General features: G+C 59.1%; 9 protein-coding genes. 4 read left to right on the top strand and 5 right to left on the bottom strand.

Going from position 1 to position 18,857, the window contains the following annotated elements:
• The first annotated feature begins 26 nt into the window (after positions 1-26).
• Entirely contained in the window at positions 27-581 is a 555-nt protein-coding gene (gene rsfS, locus DHV10_RS08110; protein ID WP_109485861.1) for a ribosome silencing factor, read from the top strand.
• Between the two features lie 335 nt (positions 582-916).
• Here rsfS and DHV10_RS08105 read toward each other — a convergent pair whose 3' ends face one another.
• The 4 genes from DHV10_RS08105 to DHV10_RS08090 all read right to left on the bottom strand — a co-directional run bounded on the left by DHV10_RS08105 (position 917) and on the right by DHV10_RS08090 (position 12,018).
• Positions 917-4,276, bottom strand: a complete 3,360-nt coding sequence (locus DHV10_RS08105; protein WP_162601320.1) for a carboxypeptidase-like regulatory domain-containing protein — start codon at positions 4,274-4,276, stop codon at positions 917-919.
• Between the two features lie 545 nt (positions 4,277-4,821).
• Positions 4,822-8,325 carry a carboxypeptidase-like regulatory domain-containing protein gene (locus DHV10_RS08100; protein ID WP_162601319.1) on the bottom strand — a complete coding sequence of 1,168 codons (3,504 nt, stop codon included), beginning with the start codon at positions 8,323-8,325 and terminating at the stop codon, positions 4,822-4,824.
• A gap of 245 nt (positions 8,326-8,570) precedes the next feature.
• Positions 8,571-8,750, bottom strand: a complete 180-nt coding sequence (locus tag DHV10_RS08095; protein WP_109485858.1) for a hypothetical protein — start codon at positions 8,748-8,750, stop codon at positions 8,571-8,573.
• 10 nt (positions 8,751-8,760) lie between these two features.
• Positions 8,761-12,018 carry a TonB-dependent receptor gene (locus DHV10_RS08090; RefSeq protein ID WP_239461385.1) on the bottom strand — a complete coding sequence of 1,086 codons (3,258 nt, stop codon included), beginning with the start codon at positions 12,016-12,018 and terminating at the stop codon, positions 8,761-8,763.
• A 359-nt stretch (positions 12,019-12,377) separates the two neighbouring features.
• Here DHV10_RS08090 and DHV10_RS08085 point away from each other — a divergent pair, with 359 nt between their 5' ends.
• From DHV10_RS08085 to accD, 3 genes are all read left to right on the top strand, one after another.
• Complete coding sequence (locus tag DHV10_RS08085) at positions 12,378-12,851, top strand: 23S rRNA (pseudouridine(1915)-N(3))-methyltransferase RlmH (RefSeq protein WP_239461383.1); 474 nt, start codon at positions 12,378-12,380, stop codon at positions 12,849-12,851.
• Between the two features lie 341 nt (positions 12,852-13,192).
• Positions 13,193-13,753 carry a cob(I)yrinic acid a,c-diamide adenosyltransferase gene (cobO, locus tag DHV10_RS08080; RefSeq protein WP_275425911.1) on the top strand — a complete coding sequence of 187 codons (561 nt, stop codon included), beginning with the start codon at positions 13,193-13,195 and terminating at the stop codon, positions 13,751-13,753.
• A 109-nt stretch (positions 13,754-13,862) separates the two neighbouring features.
• The gene (accD, locus tag DHV10_RS08075; protein WP_109485855.1) at positions 13,863-14,729 is read left to right on the top strand and encodes an acetyl-CoA carboxylase, carboxyltransferase subunit beta; all 867 of its coding nucleotides are present in this window, start codon (positions 13,863-13,865) and stop codon (positions 14,727-14,729) included.
• 441 nt (positions 14,730-15,170) lie between these two features.
• Here the strand turns inward: accD and DHV10_RS08070 are convergent, their stop codons facing one another.
• Complete coding sequence (locus DHV10_RS08070; RefSeq protein WP_109485854.1) at positions 15,171-18,737, bottom strand: TonB-dependent receptor; 3,567 nt, start codon at positions 18,735-18,737, stop codon at positions 15,171-15,173.
• Between the last annotated feature and the right edge of the window lie 120 nt (positions 18,738-18,857).

Raw genomic sequence — 18,857 nt, 5'->3', positions numbered from 1 at the left:
TGACCGTTGGAGATATTTTCCGCTGCATGAGCACAACCCCCGCGCACGATCAAACCCGCATCCTCGTCCAGGCCGCAGCCGCTGCCTGCGAAAGCAAAAAAGGCGAAGACACCCGCATCCTCGAGCTCGATCCCGTCGACTCCGGTCTCGCCGACTTCTTTCTCATTACCTCCGCCACCAACGACCGCCAGGCCGTCGCCATCGCCGACGAGATTGAAGGCCGCCTCAAGCGCGAGTTCGGCGTCATGCCTCACTCCGTCGAGGGTCGCCGCCGCGGCGATTGGATTCTTCTCGACTACGTCGACTTCGTAGCCCACATCTTCCTCACCGAGCGCCGCGCCTTCTACGACATCGAGCGCCTTCGCAAGTCCGCCCGCCCGCTCACGCCCGCTGAATTCGACGCAGAACTCAAGCAGGCCCTCGCCGCCAAAACCCGCACTGCCCGCGCCAAATCCGCAGACTCCGCCGCCCCCAAAAAGACCGCAAAGAAACCCGGCGCCTCCAAGGCAAGCACCTCAAAGCCAAAAGCAGAACAGCCCGCAAAGAAGAAGTCCCCCGCAAAGAAAACCACAAAGAAATAATCGATCTCTCCTGGATCATCCCAAAAACGAGCGGGCGCCCAGGCCTCGATCCTCAGGCCTGAGTTCCTGCATTGGCTCCTCCACTAAAACAATGAGCGGGTGCTCCATGTCTACCGGTTTTGGAGACATGGGATTCATCCCTGCTCTGTATCAGGGCACGACTTCAGTCGTGCCACAAAGCTCCCGTAAATCGAAACCGGCTTCAGCCGCTGCAGGAAGACTCTCTCAACCATCACCGCGGGTGCCCCATGTCTCGCTTCTGAGACCTGGGTTCCCCCGAAAAAACAATGGGCAGCCGTTTCCGGCTGCCCATCTCCATTGTTGCAAGTTCTAACTTAGAAGCTGAACGTCCCCTTGAACTGGATCAACCGAGGCGAAGCATCGCCGCCGAGGAATGCGCCCAGAATCGAAGTGGGTGTATTCGCCGTCGTGAAGATCGTTCCCGTAATTCCAGACGTCAGTTCCGCGTCAGGAATCTGGAAGTTCGCGTGGTTGAACAGATTGAAGAACTGTGCACCGATCTTCAGCCTGCCCGACTCGCGAATCTTGAAGCCCTTCGCCACGTCCAGATCGAAATCCGTGTAGTTCGGACCGTAGAGCTGGTTCCTGCGCTGCTGGCCCCAGTCCGTTGCCGGGCCGAAGTGCGAAGCAAAGTCGCACGGGTTGATCGTGTGGCTCGCGCCGCCGCAGTGATGGTGGAAGTTGTTGTCCAGCTGCGCTGCCAGCGGCACTGCACCGTAGATCACGTCGCCCGTGTTGTAGGTGACGGAGAACGGATAGCCGCTGTTGTGGAAGAACGTGCCCGCGAAGTCCCAGTCCCCGCCCACGGTCTTGAAGCCGTGATAGTGCGGAGTGGTGATCGCGTAGTTGGCGCTCACGTAGTGACGCGTATCGTAGTCCGCGTTGCCATAGTTCTGCGCCAGGTTGTTGGGATTGATCTGCCCCACCGGATTCACGCCGAAGGCATCGAAGCCGCCGTTCGAAGTGGTGTCCAGCGCGTGGCTGTAGGCGTAGTTGAACTGCATCCGCAGCCACGCAATCCGGCTCGTCAGCGTTCCAATCACGCCGTTGTAGTTCGACCACGAACCGCTGTAGTACTCCGTCACAGACCCGAGCGCTGCATTCGGCCGGCTCGCAGGCAGACTTGCAATCGTGCCTCCCGGATCGTACGCGTTCGGCGTGTTCGCCACCGGCTGGTGATAGCTGCGGTTTCCGATGTAGTTCACGGAGAACACAGTGTTCCGCGCCAGCGCACGCTCAACCGACAGGCTCCACTCTTCGTAGATCGGAAGCTTGATCGTGTGCGCCACGGTCGTGATCGTCGGCCGCGAGAATATGCCGCCAGTCACAGTCCGCAAGCTGAGATCCGGCCCGCAACCGTTGTAGCAGGCGCCCTGCGAAAACAGCGACTGCAGAGCGTTATTCGACGTAACCGCCTGCGCATGTCCGCTGGCTGGATCGGCCGGATCGAGCGTGATCGGATTACCGGATAGAGCGTAGCCCAGCACCGTGAAACGATCGACGTTCGGCAGGTTCGCCATCAGATCGCCCATGATCTGCGCCGGGAAGTAGTCCGCGAACATGCCGAACCCGCCCCGAATCGTCGTCTTTCCATCCGCGCCGCCAGGCAGGAACGAGAATCCGATACGCGGCTCATACGCAACGTTCCGCTCATCGAAGAACGCCTGTCTGCGTCCGGAAGCAATCAGCTGATTGTAAGGCGTAGCCGCCGTTGCCGGAGCGCTGGCAAAATCCGATGACAGGCTGGAGACGCAATTTGTCAGGCAGATCGGGTTCGAGTTGTGCTCCATGCGAAGTCCGATCGTAAGCGTGAATCCGGGTACCGGCTTCCACTGGTCTTCAGCGTAGCCGCCCATCGTGTACAGAGCCACTGGCTCCGACAGACGGCGTGGGAAACGCTCCACCCACTCATCCGACAATCCGGCGGCAAAGCTGCCTTCGTCGAAGATGAAGTTCTCGCCGCCGCCGAACGCGATATTGTGCTCGCTCGGTGTGTAGTCCGTGATGTCATCGCGACGGAATGTATAGCCGAACTTGATCGTGTGCTTGCCCGTCGTGAACGTCGCATCGTCATTGGCCTGATAGCCGGTGACGTTGCGCCCCTGCGGAAACGCGTAGTTCGCGCCGCCGACCCATGAACTTGAGTTGACGTTGTTATCCCAGGACCCGCCGGACGCGAAGCCCTCAGGAATCAGCGTAAACGGAATGTTGCTCGCTCCGAGCGCCTTGCCGTTCGTATTCGTGAAGATCGCCCGATAGTAGCTTCCATCAATCAGCAGCTGGTTCGTGAACCGCGGAGTAAACGTGTGCGTCCAGTTGATCTGGCCTTCATACGAAGGCTGCGGGCTTTCTGCATTGAAGATCGGATTCAGGAAGCTCGTCTGCGTCGGCTGAACACCCTTGTCCACCTTGGAGTGGATGAACAGGTGATCGTTCTGCCCAAGGTTGAAATCCACGCGGTCGTTGATAAGCCACTCACGACCGAAGTTGGTCGTCTGACCCTGCCAGACCCAGGTACGGGGATCATTTGAATCCACGCTGCCCGATGCCCAGTTCTTTGCGCCGTTGTAGTAGTTGAAGATCGACTGATAGACCGGAGCCTCAGCTGCGTTGCCGTTGTCAGCAAGGTTGCCGTAAGGAGCCAGAGTCGGATCTGCGGTTCCCGGTGCGCCCAGCACTGCAGCCTGGAACGCGGGGCTCGGACCGTACGACTTCTGGTTCACCGGGATAATGACGCGTACACCCTCGGTGTCGATGAATCCGAAGATCTTGTCCTTCTTGATCGGACCGCCGATAGCTGCCGCGTACTGATTGGCATTGTCGAAGCTGCGCGGAACGCCTGCCTGCTTGTTGAAGAAGTTGTTCGCATTCATGATGCGGCCGTTCCACCAGTAGTGGAGGTCGCCATGCCACCGGTTGCCGCCTGCGCGCGAAATCTCATTCACCTGCGCGCCGCCCAGACCGCCGAATGCAGCGTCGTAGCTGTTCGTGATCACCGTGACGTTGTCCACGTCGTTGTTGCCCAGCAGCAGGTTCGTCGCGCCCGAATTGTTCAGGTTCAGGTACGGATCGCCCTCGTATCCGCCGTTGATCGTGTACGTGTTCGCGGTGCCCGGCAGACCGTTCACTGAGAAGTTGCCGTAGCCGCCCTGCGTGTTCATCACAGCGCCCGGCGTGGTCTGCGCCACAAACGTCAGGTCGTTGCCGGGATTCGGCAGCGTCTGGATCTGCTCGAGATTGAAGTTCGTCGAGATCTGCGCGTCATCCGTGTGCAGCACCTCGCCCGATCCCGCAGTCACTTCCACCGTCGTCGCGGCTTGTCCCACCGCCAGCTTGATCTGCACCGGCGTCACTTCACCCGCTGCTACGCCGATGTTCGTCGTTGCCGTGCTGAATCCGGAAGACACTGCCGTGATCTTGTACCTTCCTGGAGGGAGCAGCGGAACGCGGAAGTTGCCCGACGGATCGGTCGTAGCCGCCTTCTGCGCATTGTTGTCCAGGTTCGTCACGGTGACCTGCGCGTTCGGCACAGCCGCCCCGGATGCGTCCACAACGCTGCCGGAAATGTCGCCTGAGATGTTCGATTGTGCATAGCCGGTTCTGGCTACGCAGTTGGTCATAAAGCCGGCAGCAGTGAACAAACCAAGCGCCAGGACCAACTCTCTAGACCGCATAAACCGCATACAACTCCTCCAATTTCGATTGCAAGCCAAAAAGCCCCTGCTTTGCAGGAGGGCTCTGAGGCGATTCGCACAATGTCTCGCTTGCGTCCCGTACGCATAAGTGCGCACAAGGGCTCTCAGTCGCGGGGTTGATCTAACTTAAACCACGCTTAAACTCTTCAATTTAGGTCTTGCTTTGTCCCAAAGGCTTGCGGGGGAAGTGCAGGGACACTTGCACGAGCACTCATGCACGGCGCTTGCCAATCTTCAGCCAAATGTAAATACGTTGAGGGTAAAGGGATTACCTCGGTACTAGAAAGTAAACAGACGGCCGCACCCTACATATTTCTGGATAACAACGCTCCGAAATTCAGAAAACAGGATCAAAGAAGCCCGGTCGGATAGCTGTCTGTACGGAGCTGTCCCCCATAGGAGACCGGAGCTGTCCCCATTCATCGCGCGCCTTTTGCGCGATGAGCGGGAGTCCAACAAGCCCAGAAAAAGAAGGGCGCTCCTCACGGAGCACCCTTCGAGTTCAATCAAACACTAGTATTCAGCTAAAACACAATGCTCGCCTTCAACTGGATCAGCCTTGGCGATGCATCTCCACCTAGGAATGCCCCTAGTACTGACGTCGGTGTGCTCGCCGCCGCGCTGATGATTCCGTTGTTCGACGAGTTCACATCCGCGGTCGGGATCTGGAAGTTCGGATGGTTGAACGCGTTGAAGAACTGCGCCGCCAGCTTCAGCTTCGCGCTCTCCCACTTCGGCGAGATCCGGAAGCTTTTCGCAAGGTCCATGTCGAAATCGGTATAGTTCGGCCCGTAGAGCTGGTTGCGCCGCTGCTGACCGAAATCCGTGGAGTTGGTGAAGTGCGACGCAAAGTCGCACGGTGTGCTCGCGTGGCTTCCGCCGCCGCAGTGGTGCTTGAAGTTGTTATCGATCTGTTTTGCCAGCGGCGCGCTGCCCAGTGCTACCTGCCCCGTGTTATCCGTGACGGAGAACGGATACCCCGAGTTGTGGAAGATCGTTCCTGCAATCACCCACCCCTCTGTCAGCACTCTCGGCCCGCGAAAACGCGGAACGTTGATCGAGTAGTTCGCGCTGATGTAGTGGCGCACATCGTAATCGGCATTTCCGTAGTTCTGCTTCAGATCGTACGGATTGATCTGGCTGATCGAATTCCCTCCGAAGGCGTTGAATCCGCCGTTGGACGAAGTATCCAGCGCGTGACCGTACGTGTAGTTGAACTGCAGGGTCAGCCAGTTCAAGCGGCTCGTGGCAGTCGTCTCCAGTCCGTTGAAGTTCGACCACGATCCGCTGTAGTACTCCTGCACCTGCCCGAGTGCTGCATTCGGACGCGCCGCCGGCAGTGAAGCATTCGATCCCGGGCTGCCGTTCGGCGACCAGTACGCGTTCGGGTAACGCGACACCGGCTGGTGATAGCTGCGATTGCCCACATACGACACCGATACCGCCGTGTTCTTCACAACCTGGCGCTCGATGGCAAGGCTCCACTCATCGTAGGTAGGCAGCTTGACCGAGTGCGCCACCGAAATGATCGACGGTCGGCTGAACACCGTATTCGTCGCGCAGTAGAGACTCAACGGATCAGGACATGCGGTGGTGCCGCGGTAGTAGCCGCCCTTCGGATACAGCGCAACCAGCGCATCGTTCGATGCCGAGGCCTGCGCATGACCGCTGTCCGGAAGCTTGCTGTCTACCGTGATCGGGTTGCCGAATGCCGTGCCCAGAACCGTGAACCGCCCCACCGTCGGCAGGTTGGTCATCATGTCGCCCATGATTTGCGCCGGGAAGTAGTCGTTGAAAATCCCTACTCCACCGCGGATCGTCGTCTTGGAACCTGGTCCGCCCGGAAGATACGAGAAGCCAAACCGGGGCTCAAACGCAAGCTCCTGCTGCTGGAAGAACGCCTGGCTCCGGCCCGATGCCATCAGCACGTTATACGGTGTGTTTCTGGCCGTCGGTAGCTTGTTGAAGTCCTGCGAGAAATTCGAAATGCAGTTGGTGCGGCACAGCGGATTCGAGTTGTGCTCCATGCGCAGCCCGAGCGTCAGCGTTAGATTCGGCAGCGGCTTGTACTGATCCTGTCCGTACCAGCCCGACACGTACATCGCTACCGGCTGCGTCAGCCTCTGCGGAAAGCGCTCTACCCACTCGTCCGCATATCCTGCCGCAAAGTTCCCTTGATCCAGAATCAGCGCCTCGCCTCCGCCGGTCGCCATGTTGCGGATGCTGCCCGTGTAATCAGTGATGTCATTGCGGCGGAACGTGTACCCGAACTTCCAGGTGTGCTTGCCCTTGATCCACGTCACGTCATCGCTGAATTGATAGCCAGTCACATTGCGTCCCTGCGGAAACGCGTAGTCAGCGCCACCCACCCAGTTCTGCGAACTGCCCGCATTGTCCCAGTCGTAGTAGCGCAGGCAATTGTCCCCGCTCGCATCGGTAACTGCGCATCCCCACTGCCAACCCTCCGGCGCCAGCACAAACGGAATCGCTGAACTCGCCAGCTTCGTTCCGTTGGTATTCGTAAACACCGCGCGATAGTAGTTCGCCGCGAACAGGAATTGATTTGTCATGGTCGGCGAGAACGTGTGCGACTCGCTCAGCTGTCCTTCATACGACGGCTGCGGGCTCTGCGCATCGAAGATCGGATCAAGAAAACTCGTCTGCGTCGGCTGCACACCCTTGTCTACCTTCGAGTGAATGTAAAGGTGATCGCTGTCCTTCAAATTGAAATCAACACGATCATTGATCAGCCACTCGCGTGCGAAGTTCGTCGTCTGCCCTTCAAAGATCCACGTATCCGGATCCAGCGGATCGACGGAACCTGTCTTGAAATTCCGCGCGTTGTTGTAATAGTTGAAGACCGCCTTGTACAGCGGAGCCTGGCTCGACTGACCGTTGTACGCCAGATTTCCATACGGGATCATCCCGTTCGGGTGATCCGTATCGAGCAGATCGATAGCCGCCGGTCCCAGAATCGCAGCCTGATAGTTCGGGCTCGGTGCATACACCGGTCCGATCAGCGGAATGATCACGCGGATCCCTTCCGTATCGAAGAACCCGAAGATCTTGTTCTTCTTCAGCGGTCCGCCGATCGCCCCGGCCCACTGGTTCACATTGTCGAAGTTGCGCTTGTTCCCATAGAACTTGTTGAACCAGCTGTTCGCATTCAACGCGCGCCCATTCCACAGATAGTCCAGATTCCCGTGCCACTGATTGCCGCCCGAGCGGGATATCTGATTTACCTGCGCGCCGCCCAGTCCACCAAACGCAGCGTCGTAGCTGTTGGTGGTCACGGTCACGCTCTCCACATCGTTCTGCCCCAGCATCAGGTTCGACGCGCCCGAGTTGTTCAGGTTCAAATACGGATCACCCTGATACCCGCCGTTCATCGTGAACGTGTTCGACGTACCCGGCAGTCCATCCGTCGCGAAGTTGCCGTATCCGCCCTGCGTATTCATCACCGCGCCAGGCGTAGTCTGCGCCACAAACGTCAGATCGCCGCCCGGATTCGGCAGGTTCTGCAACTGCGCCAGATCGAAACTCGTCGAAAGCTGCGCGTCATCCACGTGCAGCACCGCGATCTCGCCGCTGTTCACCTCGATCGTTGTCGAAGTCTGGCTCACCGCCAGCGCCACATTCACCGGCGTGATCGTGCCCGCCGCTACCCGCACCTCTACCTTCGCTGCCTGAAACCCGCTCGCCACTACCTTGATCTCGTACCGCCCCGGCGCGAGCAAAGGTACCCGGAAATCTCCGACCTTATCCGTCGTCACGGCCTTCGACTGCCCCTTCTCCAGGCTCGTCACCGTAATCTGCGCATTGGGCAGTGAAGCGCCGGATGCGTCAGTCACGCTCCCGGTAATGTCTCCCGAGATGTTCGATTGGGCATAGACCAAAGGAGCTGAGATAGTCGCCACAAATCCGGCAAACACCAGAAGGCTCAGCACCAAAGCAGCGTTCAGCAACCGCAGGTATCGCATCATTTCTCCAATCAACGTCGGATCGGAGATGGTCATGAGATCTGACAAACCGATCCGCGTCGTGCTTGGCGTCTCGGTCTAGCTGGGGAGGGTTAGGTCCGTTCCGCGGTGATCAACAAGGACCGAAATAGGAATCGCTCTCGATCACTCCGACCAGAGTGACCAAAACCGCTCCTGAATATTCGGATTCTTGCCCTTCAAGAAATGCACTCACCATGCCAAAAGCTGCGGCCGTCCCAATTTCCCATCCAAAGAGCTTATTCGAACAAGTGAGTGACCCAAATCACGCGGCCTTATGGATTGTTGTATGTGACTGTTCCGAACATCTGAATTTCTGTTTTGCCCAGCCCACTCACCCATCCAGCGTTGACTACAACGACGGCCTGCATGCCCCGCTCCAGCACGCGATCACCGCTCGCCCTCTCCCCAAAAAACAATGGCCGCGGCGAGTTGCCGCGGCCATCGATCTTCATCCTCGACGTGCTAGAAGATGAACTTCACTGCAAGCTGCATGTTGCGAGCGTTGTTCGAGAACACAGCCTTCGGATTGTTGAAGGTCGGCGAGCCGGGAATCAGGAAGTTGTGCGTTCCGCCATCCGTATAGCCCAGCGAGTTGATGTTGTTCACCGAACCGGGCAGATACTGCGAGTGGTTCAGCACGTTCCACGCCTGAGCCTGGAATTCGAACTTGTAGCGCTCTGTGAAGCTGATGCGCTTCACAGCCGTCGCATCCAGGTTGTTGATCGGGTTGATCGGCAGCGTGTTGCGGCTCGCTGTCGGCAGCGTTCCGGAACCTCCCTGGACGTAATACGCGTTCGGATCCTTCGCGTAGTACCCAACCACCGCATTGCCTTCGCCTGCGTCCTTGATTGCGACGCTCGTCGTGCCCGTTCCCTTTTTACCTGCCGGGTTGATGAACACGCGGTCGCCAGCCGAATCGCCATTCAGGTTGGCATCCAGGTTCGACTGCACAGTGCCGTACTCAGGCGATTGGTAGGTGTATGCAGGTGCAACCTCCCAGTTGCCCAATACGTTCCGCTCGATCCAGTTCGAGTGCTGGAAGAAGGGCAGATCGTACACGATTGCCATCGTCACACGGTGCGTGTGATCCAGAGCCGAACGAGAGTAGTCACCCGACACGTTCCGGAAGTCCTGGGGCCGGCGCGGCGTCAGATACGTCGAGAAAACGTCCGCCGTCGCATCGTCCATCGTCTTGCTCCAGGTCCAAGCTGCATTGAACAGCAGACCGTGGCTGAAGCGCCGCGTCAGCTGCGTCGCCAGGCCGTTGTACGCAGACTGCGACCACGGCATGAAGGCAACGATGTTGCCCGTGTTGAATCCAGCAGCCGCATACGCTGGCACAAAGCTCGAACGGTTCGCCTTCACCTGCGTCAGTGTCAGCGCATTCGGGTCGTTGATCGCCGTGGGAGCGAAGAACATCGGCAGCGAATTACCCGGTGCCGCCACGCTCTGCCTGTTCAGCCGGTTCTGGGTGGAAAGGTGAATTCCGCGCGTACCCACATACCGAACCTCGGCCGTGTAGTCCTTCGCGAACGTGCGCTCCACGCCGAGAGTCCAGTTCTCCGCGTAGGGCAGCTTCTGATCGGGAACCCATGCCGAGGTCAGCGCCTTCTGCGTCTTCAGATCCGGAATCGTTTTGGTCGCTGGGAGGCCGCCGCTTGCAAGGAAGTTCGGCGTCGGCTCGACGGACGTGTTCACATCCTCCGTCACCTGGTACTGCGGAGCCGACGAGAGAATGCCCAGGTTGTCGTACAGCACGTCGTATCCCATGCCGAAGCCGCCGCGCACAACCGTGTTGTTGTCGACCGAGTACGCGAAGCCAAAACGAGGAACGAAATTGAGCTTCTGCGACTTCGGCACGCCGAATACGATCAGCCCCGGCACGCTTGCCGCAGCGTTGGCCTTCTGCTGTTGCTCGCCCAGCGGTACACCCGTGAACTCGTAGCGAACACCGAGATTCAACGTCAGCTTCTGCGACACGCGGAAGTCGTCCTGCACGTAGCTATAGAACACCTTCTGGTTGCCGTAGAAAGTGGGAGCCACACCCGGCGCAGTGGCGTTGCGTTCGCCAAACACATCGGGAGACAGATCCTTCAGGTAGCCCTCAAGGGTCGACCACTCATAGTCGCCGCGAAGCCGCTGAACGAAGACCTGCGGGGAAATCACATCCCGGAACTCCGCGCCCACCTTCCACGAATGCTTGTTGTGGTTCCAGATGATCCCCTCAGATCCCTGGTAGGTGTTCTGAATCGTTCCCTGCGGAGCGTTCGGATCCGGTCCGATGTTGACGCCATTCAGGTCGTCCAGGGTGATGTTCGGGAACACCGTCATGCCCGGAAACGCACCCGATGCGGTCAGCACGCTGTAGTAGCGGTTGAATCCGAGCCGGAATTCGCTCGTCATATTCGGATTGAAAATGTGGAACTCGGAGAGCGTCGCAAGGTGATAACGGTTGGGAGCAGGCGTCCAGAAGCTTGGAAACGTCGCTGAAGTGTCGTTGCCGTCCGAGCGGTTGTAGATGTACCGCGCGCGAAGGCTGTCCTTCTGGCTGATGGTCCAGTCAACGGAGTTGATGGAGCGGGTATTGTTCGTGTAGGTGCCCGCAACGAATCCCACGTCGCCGACCGGAATCTCCTGTCCCCCCACCGAGACCGTCGACGGGCAGAGCGCATCCGTCGCGCTCGCCTGCGACGAAGCCACAGGGCTGTACTTCTTATAGATCGACAGGTTATTCGCAGCGAGTCCGGAGATATTGCCGAGAGCAGTAAAGCCTGCAGAGGTCGGAGCGCAGAAGCTTACCGTCGCGCCCGGCTGTCCCACCGGCTCCTTTTCGTAGTTCGCGAAGAAGAACAGTTTGTTCCTCTTGATAGGTCCGCCGATCTGGCCGCCGAAGCGGTTGTCGTCGTACCGGGGATTCTTCACATCCTGATAGCCGGCAGAGCGTGCCGTCGAAGCATCAATCGCGTTCAGGTTGCGGTTCTGGAAATACTCGTACGCCAACCCGTGGAAGCTGTTCGTACCCGACTTCACCACCTGGTTGAACTGGCCGCCGTTTGAGTGCCCGTACTCGGCCGAAAACTGGTTCTGCAGAACCGTGAACTCCGCAACCGCGTCGCTCGGAATTCCGATCAGTGGTCCCGTCACCGATTTGCTGTTGTTGTCGATACCTTCCACCGTGTAGTTGTTGTTGCGGGGCCGCTGTCCGCCTACCGCCGGTCCCGATCCCGCGCCGATACCACCCGAGGACGTCACGCCCGCGGTCATCAGCGACAGGTTCAGTACATTGTTGGTCGCCGCCGGCAGCTCTGTCAGCTGCACGTTCTCAAAGGCCGTCCCGACCTGCGCCGTCGTCGTATCCAGCGCAACCGCAGCCTCCGATGAAACCTCCACCGTCTCGCTCGCCGCCTTCACCTGCAACACGAAATTCGAAGTCGCCGTCTTGTTCAGGGTGACTTCAAATCCGTGAACCGTGCTCTTGCTGAAGCCGGTTGAGGTCACGGAAATCGTGTACTTGCCCGGAAGCAGGTTGGTCAGCTGGTACTCGCCAATGCTGTTGGTCGTCGCCTGGTAGGCCACCCCGGTGGCTTCGTTCGTCGCCACCACTTCGGCCCTGACTACCACCGCTTTGTTGTTGTCCGTCACCAGTCCGACGATGTTGCCGCTCACCGCCTGTGCGTGGACACCGGGGCCCGCGAACATGATGAACACGAAAACTGCCATAAGAGCCATCAATGCTGCGCGCCCAAAATGAGCTCGAGAGGTCATGAGTTTTCCTTCCTTTTTGCAACGTCTTCCGGAGAGCTGGTCCGTGCACTCCACTTGCGGAAGCTGAGCAATTTGCGCCTGCGGCCCATAGCGAAATGCAATGAGCTGGCTGAACCCTGGGGGGAGAATCGAAACTACTTCTGCAAGCCGATTGCCAAAACCGGCATGTCACTAGATTCGATAAAACTAAAGACTTAACCCCACAATTTCAGTGATATGGGTCACAATCATATATGACTTTTCATAGGCACACCCCCGAATCTCTCACAAATCATCGATAAGCCTCCCCACTGCACCAGATCCCGTGCACGCCGTTGTATCGTCACTCCATGCAGATCGTCCTCGCGCACATCGGACCCAAACCGGCTTCGCGCGATTCCCGGGATCCCCACGCCCAGCTCGTCGCCATGTACCTCGAGCGCTGTTCCCCCTTCGCCCGCTGCGACGAGCAGTCCTTCCGTACCGAGGACGCCCTCTTTGACTGGATCGACCGCCATCAGCGCCGCACACCCGCCGTGACCGTCCTCCTCGACAGCCGCGGACGACCGCTGACCTCCGAAGCATTCGCGGAGTGGCTCGGCCGCCAGCGCGATACCTCGATCCAGCAGCTCGTCTTTGCCATCGGTCCCGCAGACGGCTGGTCCGACTCCTCTCGCAAACGCGCAACCCTGCTCCTCTCGCTCGGGCCCATGACCCTCGCCCACGCGCTCGCCCGCGTCGTCCTCGCCGAGCAAATCTATCGCGCCTTCGCCATCCTCACCGGCCACCCCTACCACTCCGGCCACTGATGACTGTCGCTGCGCTAGCTCTGGCGCAATGCGGTCGCAAGCATTGCGATAGAAGCACTGCTGTTATTGCTCCATTTCTATAAATGTTGCTGTCATTCTGAGCGCACGGGGCCCCAAGCGTTTTTTCCGGCTTGGGGGTGGTAAGCGAAGAATCTGCTTTTGCTCTTTCCTTTGCGTGAGAGAAGGTTCGCAGACACAACCCTGATCTCGATCACACATTCCAACCACAAATTTTCATCGGGTCAACTCATACCTCACATTCCCACCGAGACTCCATATGCACGCCGCCAGCGATGAGATCATGAACTACGAACTGACAACCGAAATCTGATAACTGGCAACTGGCAACTGATCCCATGAACTCTGAAGACTCCTCCCGACGCGGCCTCATCCTCATCAACACCGGCCCCGGCAAAGGCAAAACCACTGCCGCCATGGGCACCGCACTGCGCGCCGTCGGCAACGGCATGCGCGTCCTCATGCTCCAGTTCCTCAAGGGCTCCTGGCACTACGGCGAACTCGACTCGACCAAAGCCTTCGGCGAAGACTTCGTCCTCAAGCAGATGGGCCGCGGCTTCGTGAAGGTCGGCGGAGCCGAAACCGATCCCGAAGACATCCGCCTCGTCGAAAGCGGCTGGTCCGAAGCGCACGAAGCCATCATGTCCGGCGAGTGGGACATGGTCGTGCTCGATGAAATCAACTACGCCATCTCCTACGGCATGCTCGACCCCGAACTCGTCGCCGAAACACTCCTCAACCGCCCCGAGATGGTCCACGTCATCCTCACCGGACGTAACGCCCACCCCATCCTCGTCGACATCGCCGACACCGTCACCGAAATGCGCGAAGTCAAACACGCCTACCAGAAAGGCATCCTCGCCCAACGCGGCATCGAGTATTGACGAGCAGTAGCTTGTGAGCAGAGCGTTTCCGAGAACTGATAGCTGAAAGCTGAGAGCTGTAAATGAGGAGCGCGCCCGCGCTCCTCATTTACAATGTCCTCTGGCATCTATGTCCTGGTTTAAGCGCGAAAACGGCGAGTCAGAGTCCCCTGTCTCCAGCAACGACGAAGAGAAAATCGTTCGCACCGAAGGACTCTGGATCAAGTGCAACGGCTGTCGCCAGACCATCTGGAAAGCCGACCTTGAGGTCAACCAGAACGTCTGCCCCAAGTGCCAGTACCACTTCAAGCTCAACGCCCGCCAGCGCCTTGACCTCCTTCTCGACCCCGGCTACCAGCTTGTCGACGCTGGCCTCCGCTCCACTGACCCGCTCAACTTCTCCGACGTCAAGCCCTACAAGCAGCGCCTCAAAAAAGCGCAGCAGGAAACCGGCCTCAACGACGCCATCATCAACGCCGTCGGCCAGATGGGTCCGCACGCCGTCGTCGTCAGCGCCATGGAGTATGGCTTCATCGGTGGCTCCATGGGAGCCGTCGTCGGCGAAACCATCGCTCGCGCCGTCGACCGCGCCCGTTTGGAGAAGAAGCCCCTCATCGTGGTCGCCGCATCCGGCGGAGCCCGCATGATGGAGGGTGTCGTCAGCCTCATGCAGATGGCGAAGATCTCCACCGCGCTCGCTCAACTCGACGACGCCCGCATCCCTTACATCTGCGTCCTCACTGATCCCACCACCGGCGGCGTCACCGCCAGCTTCGCCATGCTCGGCGACCTTAACATCGCCGAACCCGGCGCCCTCATCGGCTTTGCCGGCCCGCGCGTCATCGAGCAGACCATCCGCCAGAAACTCCCCGAAGGCTTCCAGCGCTCCGAGTTCCTCCTCGAAAAAGGCTTCCTCGACGCCGTCGTCCACCGCCGCGACATGAAGAACTACCTCATCCGCGCCCTTGACTTCATGCGCCTCCCCGCCTCCGCCTGAAGCTGCAGCAAGAAGCGTCAGGGCACGACTTTCAAAGCTTGCTGCAAAAGTCCGAAACGGCTGGGTTTTGAAACGGCACAGATTTATCTGTGCCGATAAGAGGCGCATATAGAGCGCGGCTTTAGCCGCTGCGGGACGGTTTCGATGAGTCCAGGCAAGACCGGCGCATCTTCCAGCAACCTGTTTCAGCCGAAGTTGTTGGGCTTCAGCCCCTGAGGGAAAGCGGCCTGGGGCAATAGAACCCTTGCGCCACTGTTCTGTCGTGCCGCATGAAGCCAGAATAGACGTCGGTCTCCAGCCGCGGATTCATCCTGAAACCATTTGGATCCTCCGCCGAATTTTCGACCAACCGCGGGACGTCGCCGCACCAAAAAGTTCGGGGGCTCCTCTGCGGGAGCCCCCTTTGTTTGCGTCACCGATGATCTGTAGAATCCACCAACCTCAGAAGTAAACCTTCGCCGCGAGCTGCGTCTGCCGTGCCGAAGCCGCCCCGGTGATCACGCCGAAGTTGCCGCTCGTTACCGTTGAAGTTGGGTTGTTGAACTGCGTGTGGTTGAACACGTTGTCGCTCTCCATGCGGATCTGAATGCTCACATTGCGCTCAGGAACCAGCATGAAGTTCTTGGCGACGATCATGTTCGTGTTGTTGATTCCGGGACCATGGTACGGGTTGCGGTGCACGTTGCCGAACTGCCCGATCGGTTCCGCCTGGAACGCAGCTGGCCCGGTCGTGAAGCCCGCCTTGCCCGATTGCGCGTTCGTGATGTACACGCTGTTGCCGCTGGCCTGGCGAACACGAGGATCGCCGAAGCTGGCTTTCGCAGTCTGCACCGGTACGTCAGGGCAGGCATAGAAGTACCAGTTCGCCGAGCACCACAGGGACCGCGACGTCGTGCCCGCGTACGAAATGTCGTACGGGAAGCCCGTCGCCAGACTCGTGATACCCGAGATCTCCCATCCGGCCAGCGCCAGATTTCTGAAGGACACTGAGCTGCCCGAGAATTGCGGCACCCGGTATACCGGCGAGAAGACCAGACGATGACGCGCGTCGTACAGCGAGTCGCCATAGTTCAGCGAATCCACCCACTGGTTCCAGCCACGCTGCCCGCTGCTGCCGAATCCGGAGTTCTCAAAGCTCGAACCCGTATCCATCGCGTGCGAGTAGGTATAGCTCAGCTGGAACAGCAGACCGTGCGTCGGAGCTTTCTCCAGCGAAGCCTGCAGCGAGTGATAGTTCGACGAGGCATACGATCCCACCGTTCCAGCGCTGGCCAGACCCGTCACGCCGGTGTTCGGATCGATTCCCTGGTTGGCTTTGTCGATGGTTCCAAGAATCTGGTTCTGCGGGAAGAGCAGAGACTGGTTGTTGCGGTTTGAAATACAGTTGAGCTTTCCACCAACGAAGGGCGAGTACTCCAACCCAGCAAGGCAGGCCGCATGCCCCGCCGGAGTCTCCGCATTTCCTTCGTACGTTACCTGGTTGTGCTTGCCGAGGGAGCCAACGTAGCTGACGCGCGCGACAGTGCGCGACGGAAGTTCGCGCTCTATGCTGAGCTGGAAGTTCTCCGCATACGGCGCGCGGAAGCTGCTGTCATACGTGCTGATGTCGAGCGGCTCGAGCGCTGCCCACGTATCAGCCGAGATGGTGTCCCCCTTCTTTGGGAAGGCGTACGGGAACTTGTTGGGAATCGAACCACCGCCATTAATGTCCGCGTACGGATTGATGAACTGCGGAGATCCGCCGAAGTCAGCCGCTCCGCCCGTACCGATGCCGAAGGGAGGCGTCTGCAGCGTCTGCAGCGAAGACTCTTCTTCAGTCCGGTTGTAGTAGATACCGAAGCCGCCGCGGATCGAGAACTTCCCAGGCGCACCCGAGATGGCGCCCAGATCCGGAGCCCACGCGAACCCGAGCCGCGGTCCGAACTCGCTGTACCGGGTGGTCGCCAGGCCGGCGTTGTTGCACTTCGCATCTCCCGGATAAGCGATACCCAGCGGAGCAGTGGTGAACACCTTCGATTGCACGCCGGGGTTGAGGCAAGCAATGCCCTCGCCGCCGTACTGGTTGTTGTGCATCGGCGTGTCGATCGAGTACGACAGGCCATAGCTCAGTGTGAACGAGTTGCTGACCTTCCATGCATCCTGACCATACACATAGTTCAGGAATGCGGATGCCTGAATCTCGGCGCCGCTTCCCTGGCCGTAGCTGGCCGGGATTCCCAGTAGGAAGTCCAGCGCTCCGTCACCCGTCGAATATGTTCCCGTCGAAGGATCGAAGCTGTAGCTGCCGTTGTTGCGTGCGCTGAACGGATTCGAAACATTGAAGCGCCGTCCGTCATAGCCGAACTTCAGGCTGTGATGGCCGAAGATCTTCGAGAAGCTGTCATCCAGCTGAATAACCTGGTCGATACGGGGCTGAGGACCGTTCGTGCTGAAGCCCAGTGCGAAGTTCACGCCATTCAGACCGTTCACGCTCATGTACGGCAGTCCGGCGCCCTTCGTGTTCTCCGGAGCGATCGCGAACCCCGCGCTGGCCGGAGACATCGGCGTCTGCGGCTCGACCGCGTCGAAATTGAAGCGCGTATAGTGCGCCGCAAAATCGTTCACCGAGGTCGAGTTGAACTGATGCACGTAATCGAAAGTGATCTGATTCGTGGACTGCTTGCTGACGTCGCCGAATCCCGGAACGTTCGCGCCCGTGAACGGAAGCGTTTCCGGAGACTGCTGCTTGAAGATGATGAACAGCCCATAGAACTGGTTCGACGGATTCAGCGCGTAGTCAACGCGCCCGATGTACTGATTGTTCTTGGTCGTCACCACCGGCTTGAACAGGAAGCTGGTGCCGCTGTTCGGCGCCGGAACATACTTCTTGGCCAGTGCTACAGCCACAGGATTGAACGCAGACGCCGGGAACACGCCGCCGTTTGCTGCCGCGCAGTCCGCCCATGTCTCTCCGGCCGTTGAGCAACCCGGAATGCTGATGCTCGATGGAATCGGGTTTGTCGAGAACTGACCGGCATCCGCGGAGAAGTCGCCGTTCAACATATTCCCAAAGAAGACCCCTACGTTTCCGCCGCCCTGCGGCACAACCTGCCGGGTTCCCTGATACGCGCCGAAGAAGAACAGCTTGTCGTGAATCACCGGTCCGCCCGCCGTTCCGCCAAAGATGTTCTGGTGAAACGTAGCGACAACCGGCTTGCCGGTCGTGATGCTGTGCTGGAAGAAGTTCGCCGTATTCAGGAACGTGTCGCGATAAAACTCGAATGCATCTCCGTGGAACTGGTTCGAGCCCGCCTTGATCGTCGCGCTGACGATGCCGCCGGAGTTACGGTCATATTCCGCATTGAGAGGACCATCAATCAGATTGAACTGATCGAGTGCATCGAGGTTCGGTCCTGAACCGCCAAACACCGGAGTGTTGAGCGCGATGTCATTCGAATCGGCGCCATTAATCAGGTAGCTCGACTGCTGCGCCTGAGAACCGCTCACTGAGTACGTGCCGAAGCGATCGCTGGATGCCTGAACGCCGGGAAGCGTAAGTTCCAAAGCGGTGAAATTACGCCCGATCAGCGGAAGCTCGACCAGCTGGGCTCCTGTCACAACGTTGCTGAGCTGCATGTCGGTCGTGTCCACCTGGACCGCGGCCGCAGTCACCTCAACGACCTCCGCCGTTGATCCGACCTCGAGCTTGACCGGCTCAACGTACTCTTGGTCGATGTTGAGCACGATGCCCTTGGCCGAGAATGCCTTGAAGCCGCTCGTCGTGACGCTCACGGTGTATTTGCCGATCGGCAGCTGGGGGAAGAGGTACTCGCCCGTCGCGCCTGTCGTCGCTTCGAACTTCACTCCAGTGGCTTCATTGGTCGCCGATACCTTCACGCCGCTGAGCACGGCGCCGTTCGGATCCACAACCGTGCCTTTGATTCGGCCATTGGTGTCCGCGGCAAAAGCAGAGCCCGCCGCGGTCGTCAGAACCGCTGCCAAGGCTAGAACTTTCAGCAGATTTCGCATACCTGTTCGTTCCTCGAAGTTTTGAAATTTGTGGTTCGCCGGGCTAGGGAATTCGTTCACTTCCGACTTGCACGTTCCGCCTCGGGTCGTCCTTGCTGCCGTAGCGGCTCATCGCCAAGC

The organism is Occallatibacter savannae (assembly GCF_003131205.1).
In the GTDB taxonomy this organism is placed as follows: Bacteria; Acidobacteriota; Terriglobia; order Terriglobales; family Acidobacteriaceae; genus Telmatobacter; species Telmatobacter savannae.
Note: the sequence above shows the minus strand (reverse complement) of the source record. Positions and strands in the feature narration are given on the sequence as shown.

Coding starts and splice junctions, on each gene's coding strand:
- DHV10_RS08105 (WP_162601320.1), bottom strand. CDS start 4,276: ATGCGGTCTAGAGAGTTGGTCCTGGCGCTTGGTTTGTTCACTGCTGCC.
- DHV10_RS08070 (WP_109485854.1), bottom strand. CDS start 18,737: ATGCGAAATCTGCTGAAAGTTCTAGCCTTGGCAGCGGTTCTGACGACC.
- DHV10_RS08095 (WP_109485858.1), bottom strand. CDS start 8,750: ATGAAGATCGATGGCCGCGGCAACTCGCCGCGGCCATTGTTTTTTGGG.
- DHV10_RS08090 (WP_239461385.1), bottom strand. CDS start 12,018: ATGGCAGTTTTCGTGTTCATCATGTTCGCGGGCCCCGGTGTCCACGCA.
- accD (WP_109485855.1), top strand. CDS start 13,863: ATGTCCTGGTTTAAGCGCGAAAACGGCGAGTCAGAGTCCCCTGTCTCC.
- rsfS (WP_109485861.1), top strand. CDS start 27: ATGAGCACAACCCCCGCGCACGATCAAACCCGCATCCTCGTCCAGGCC.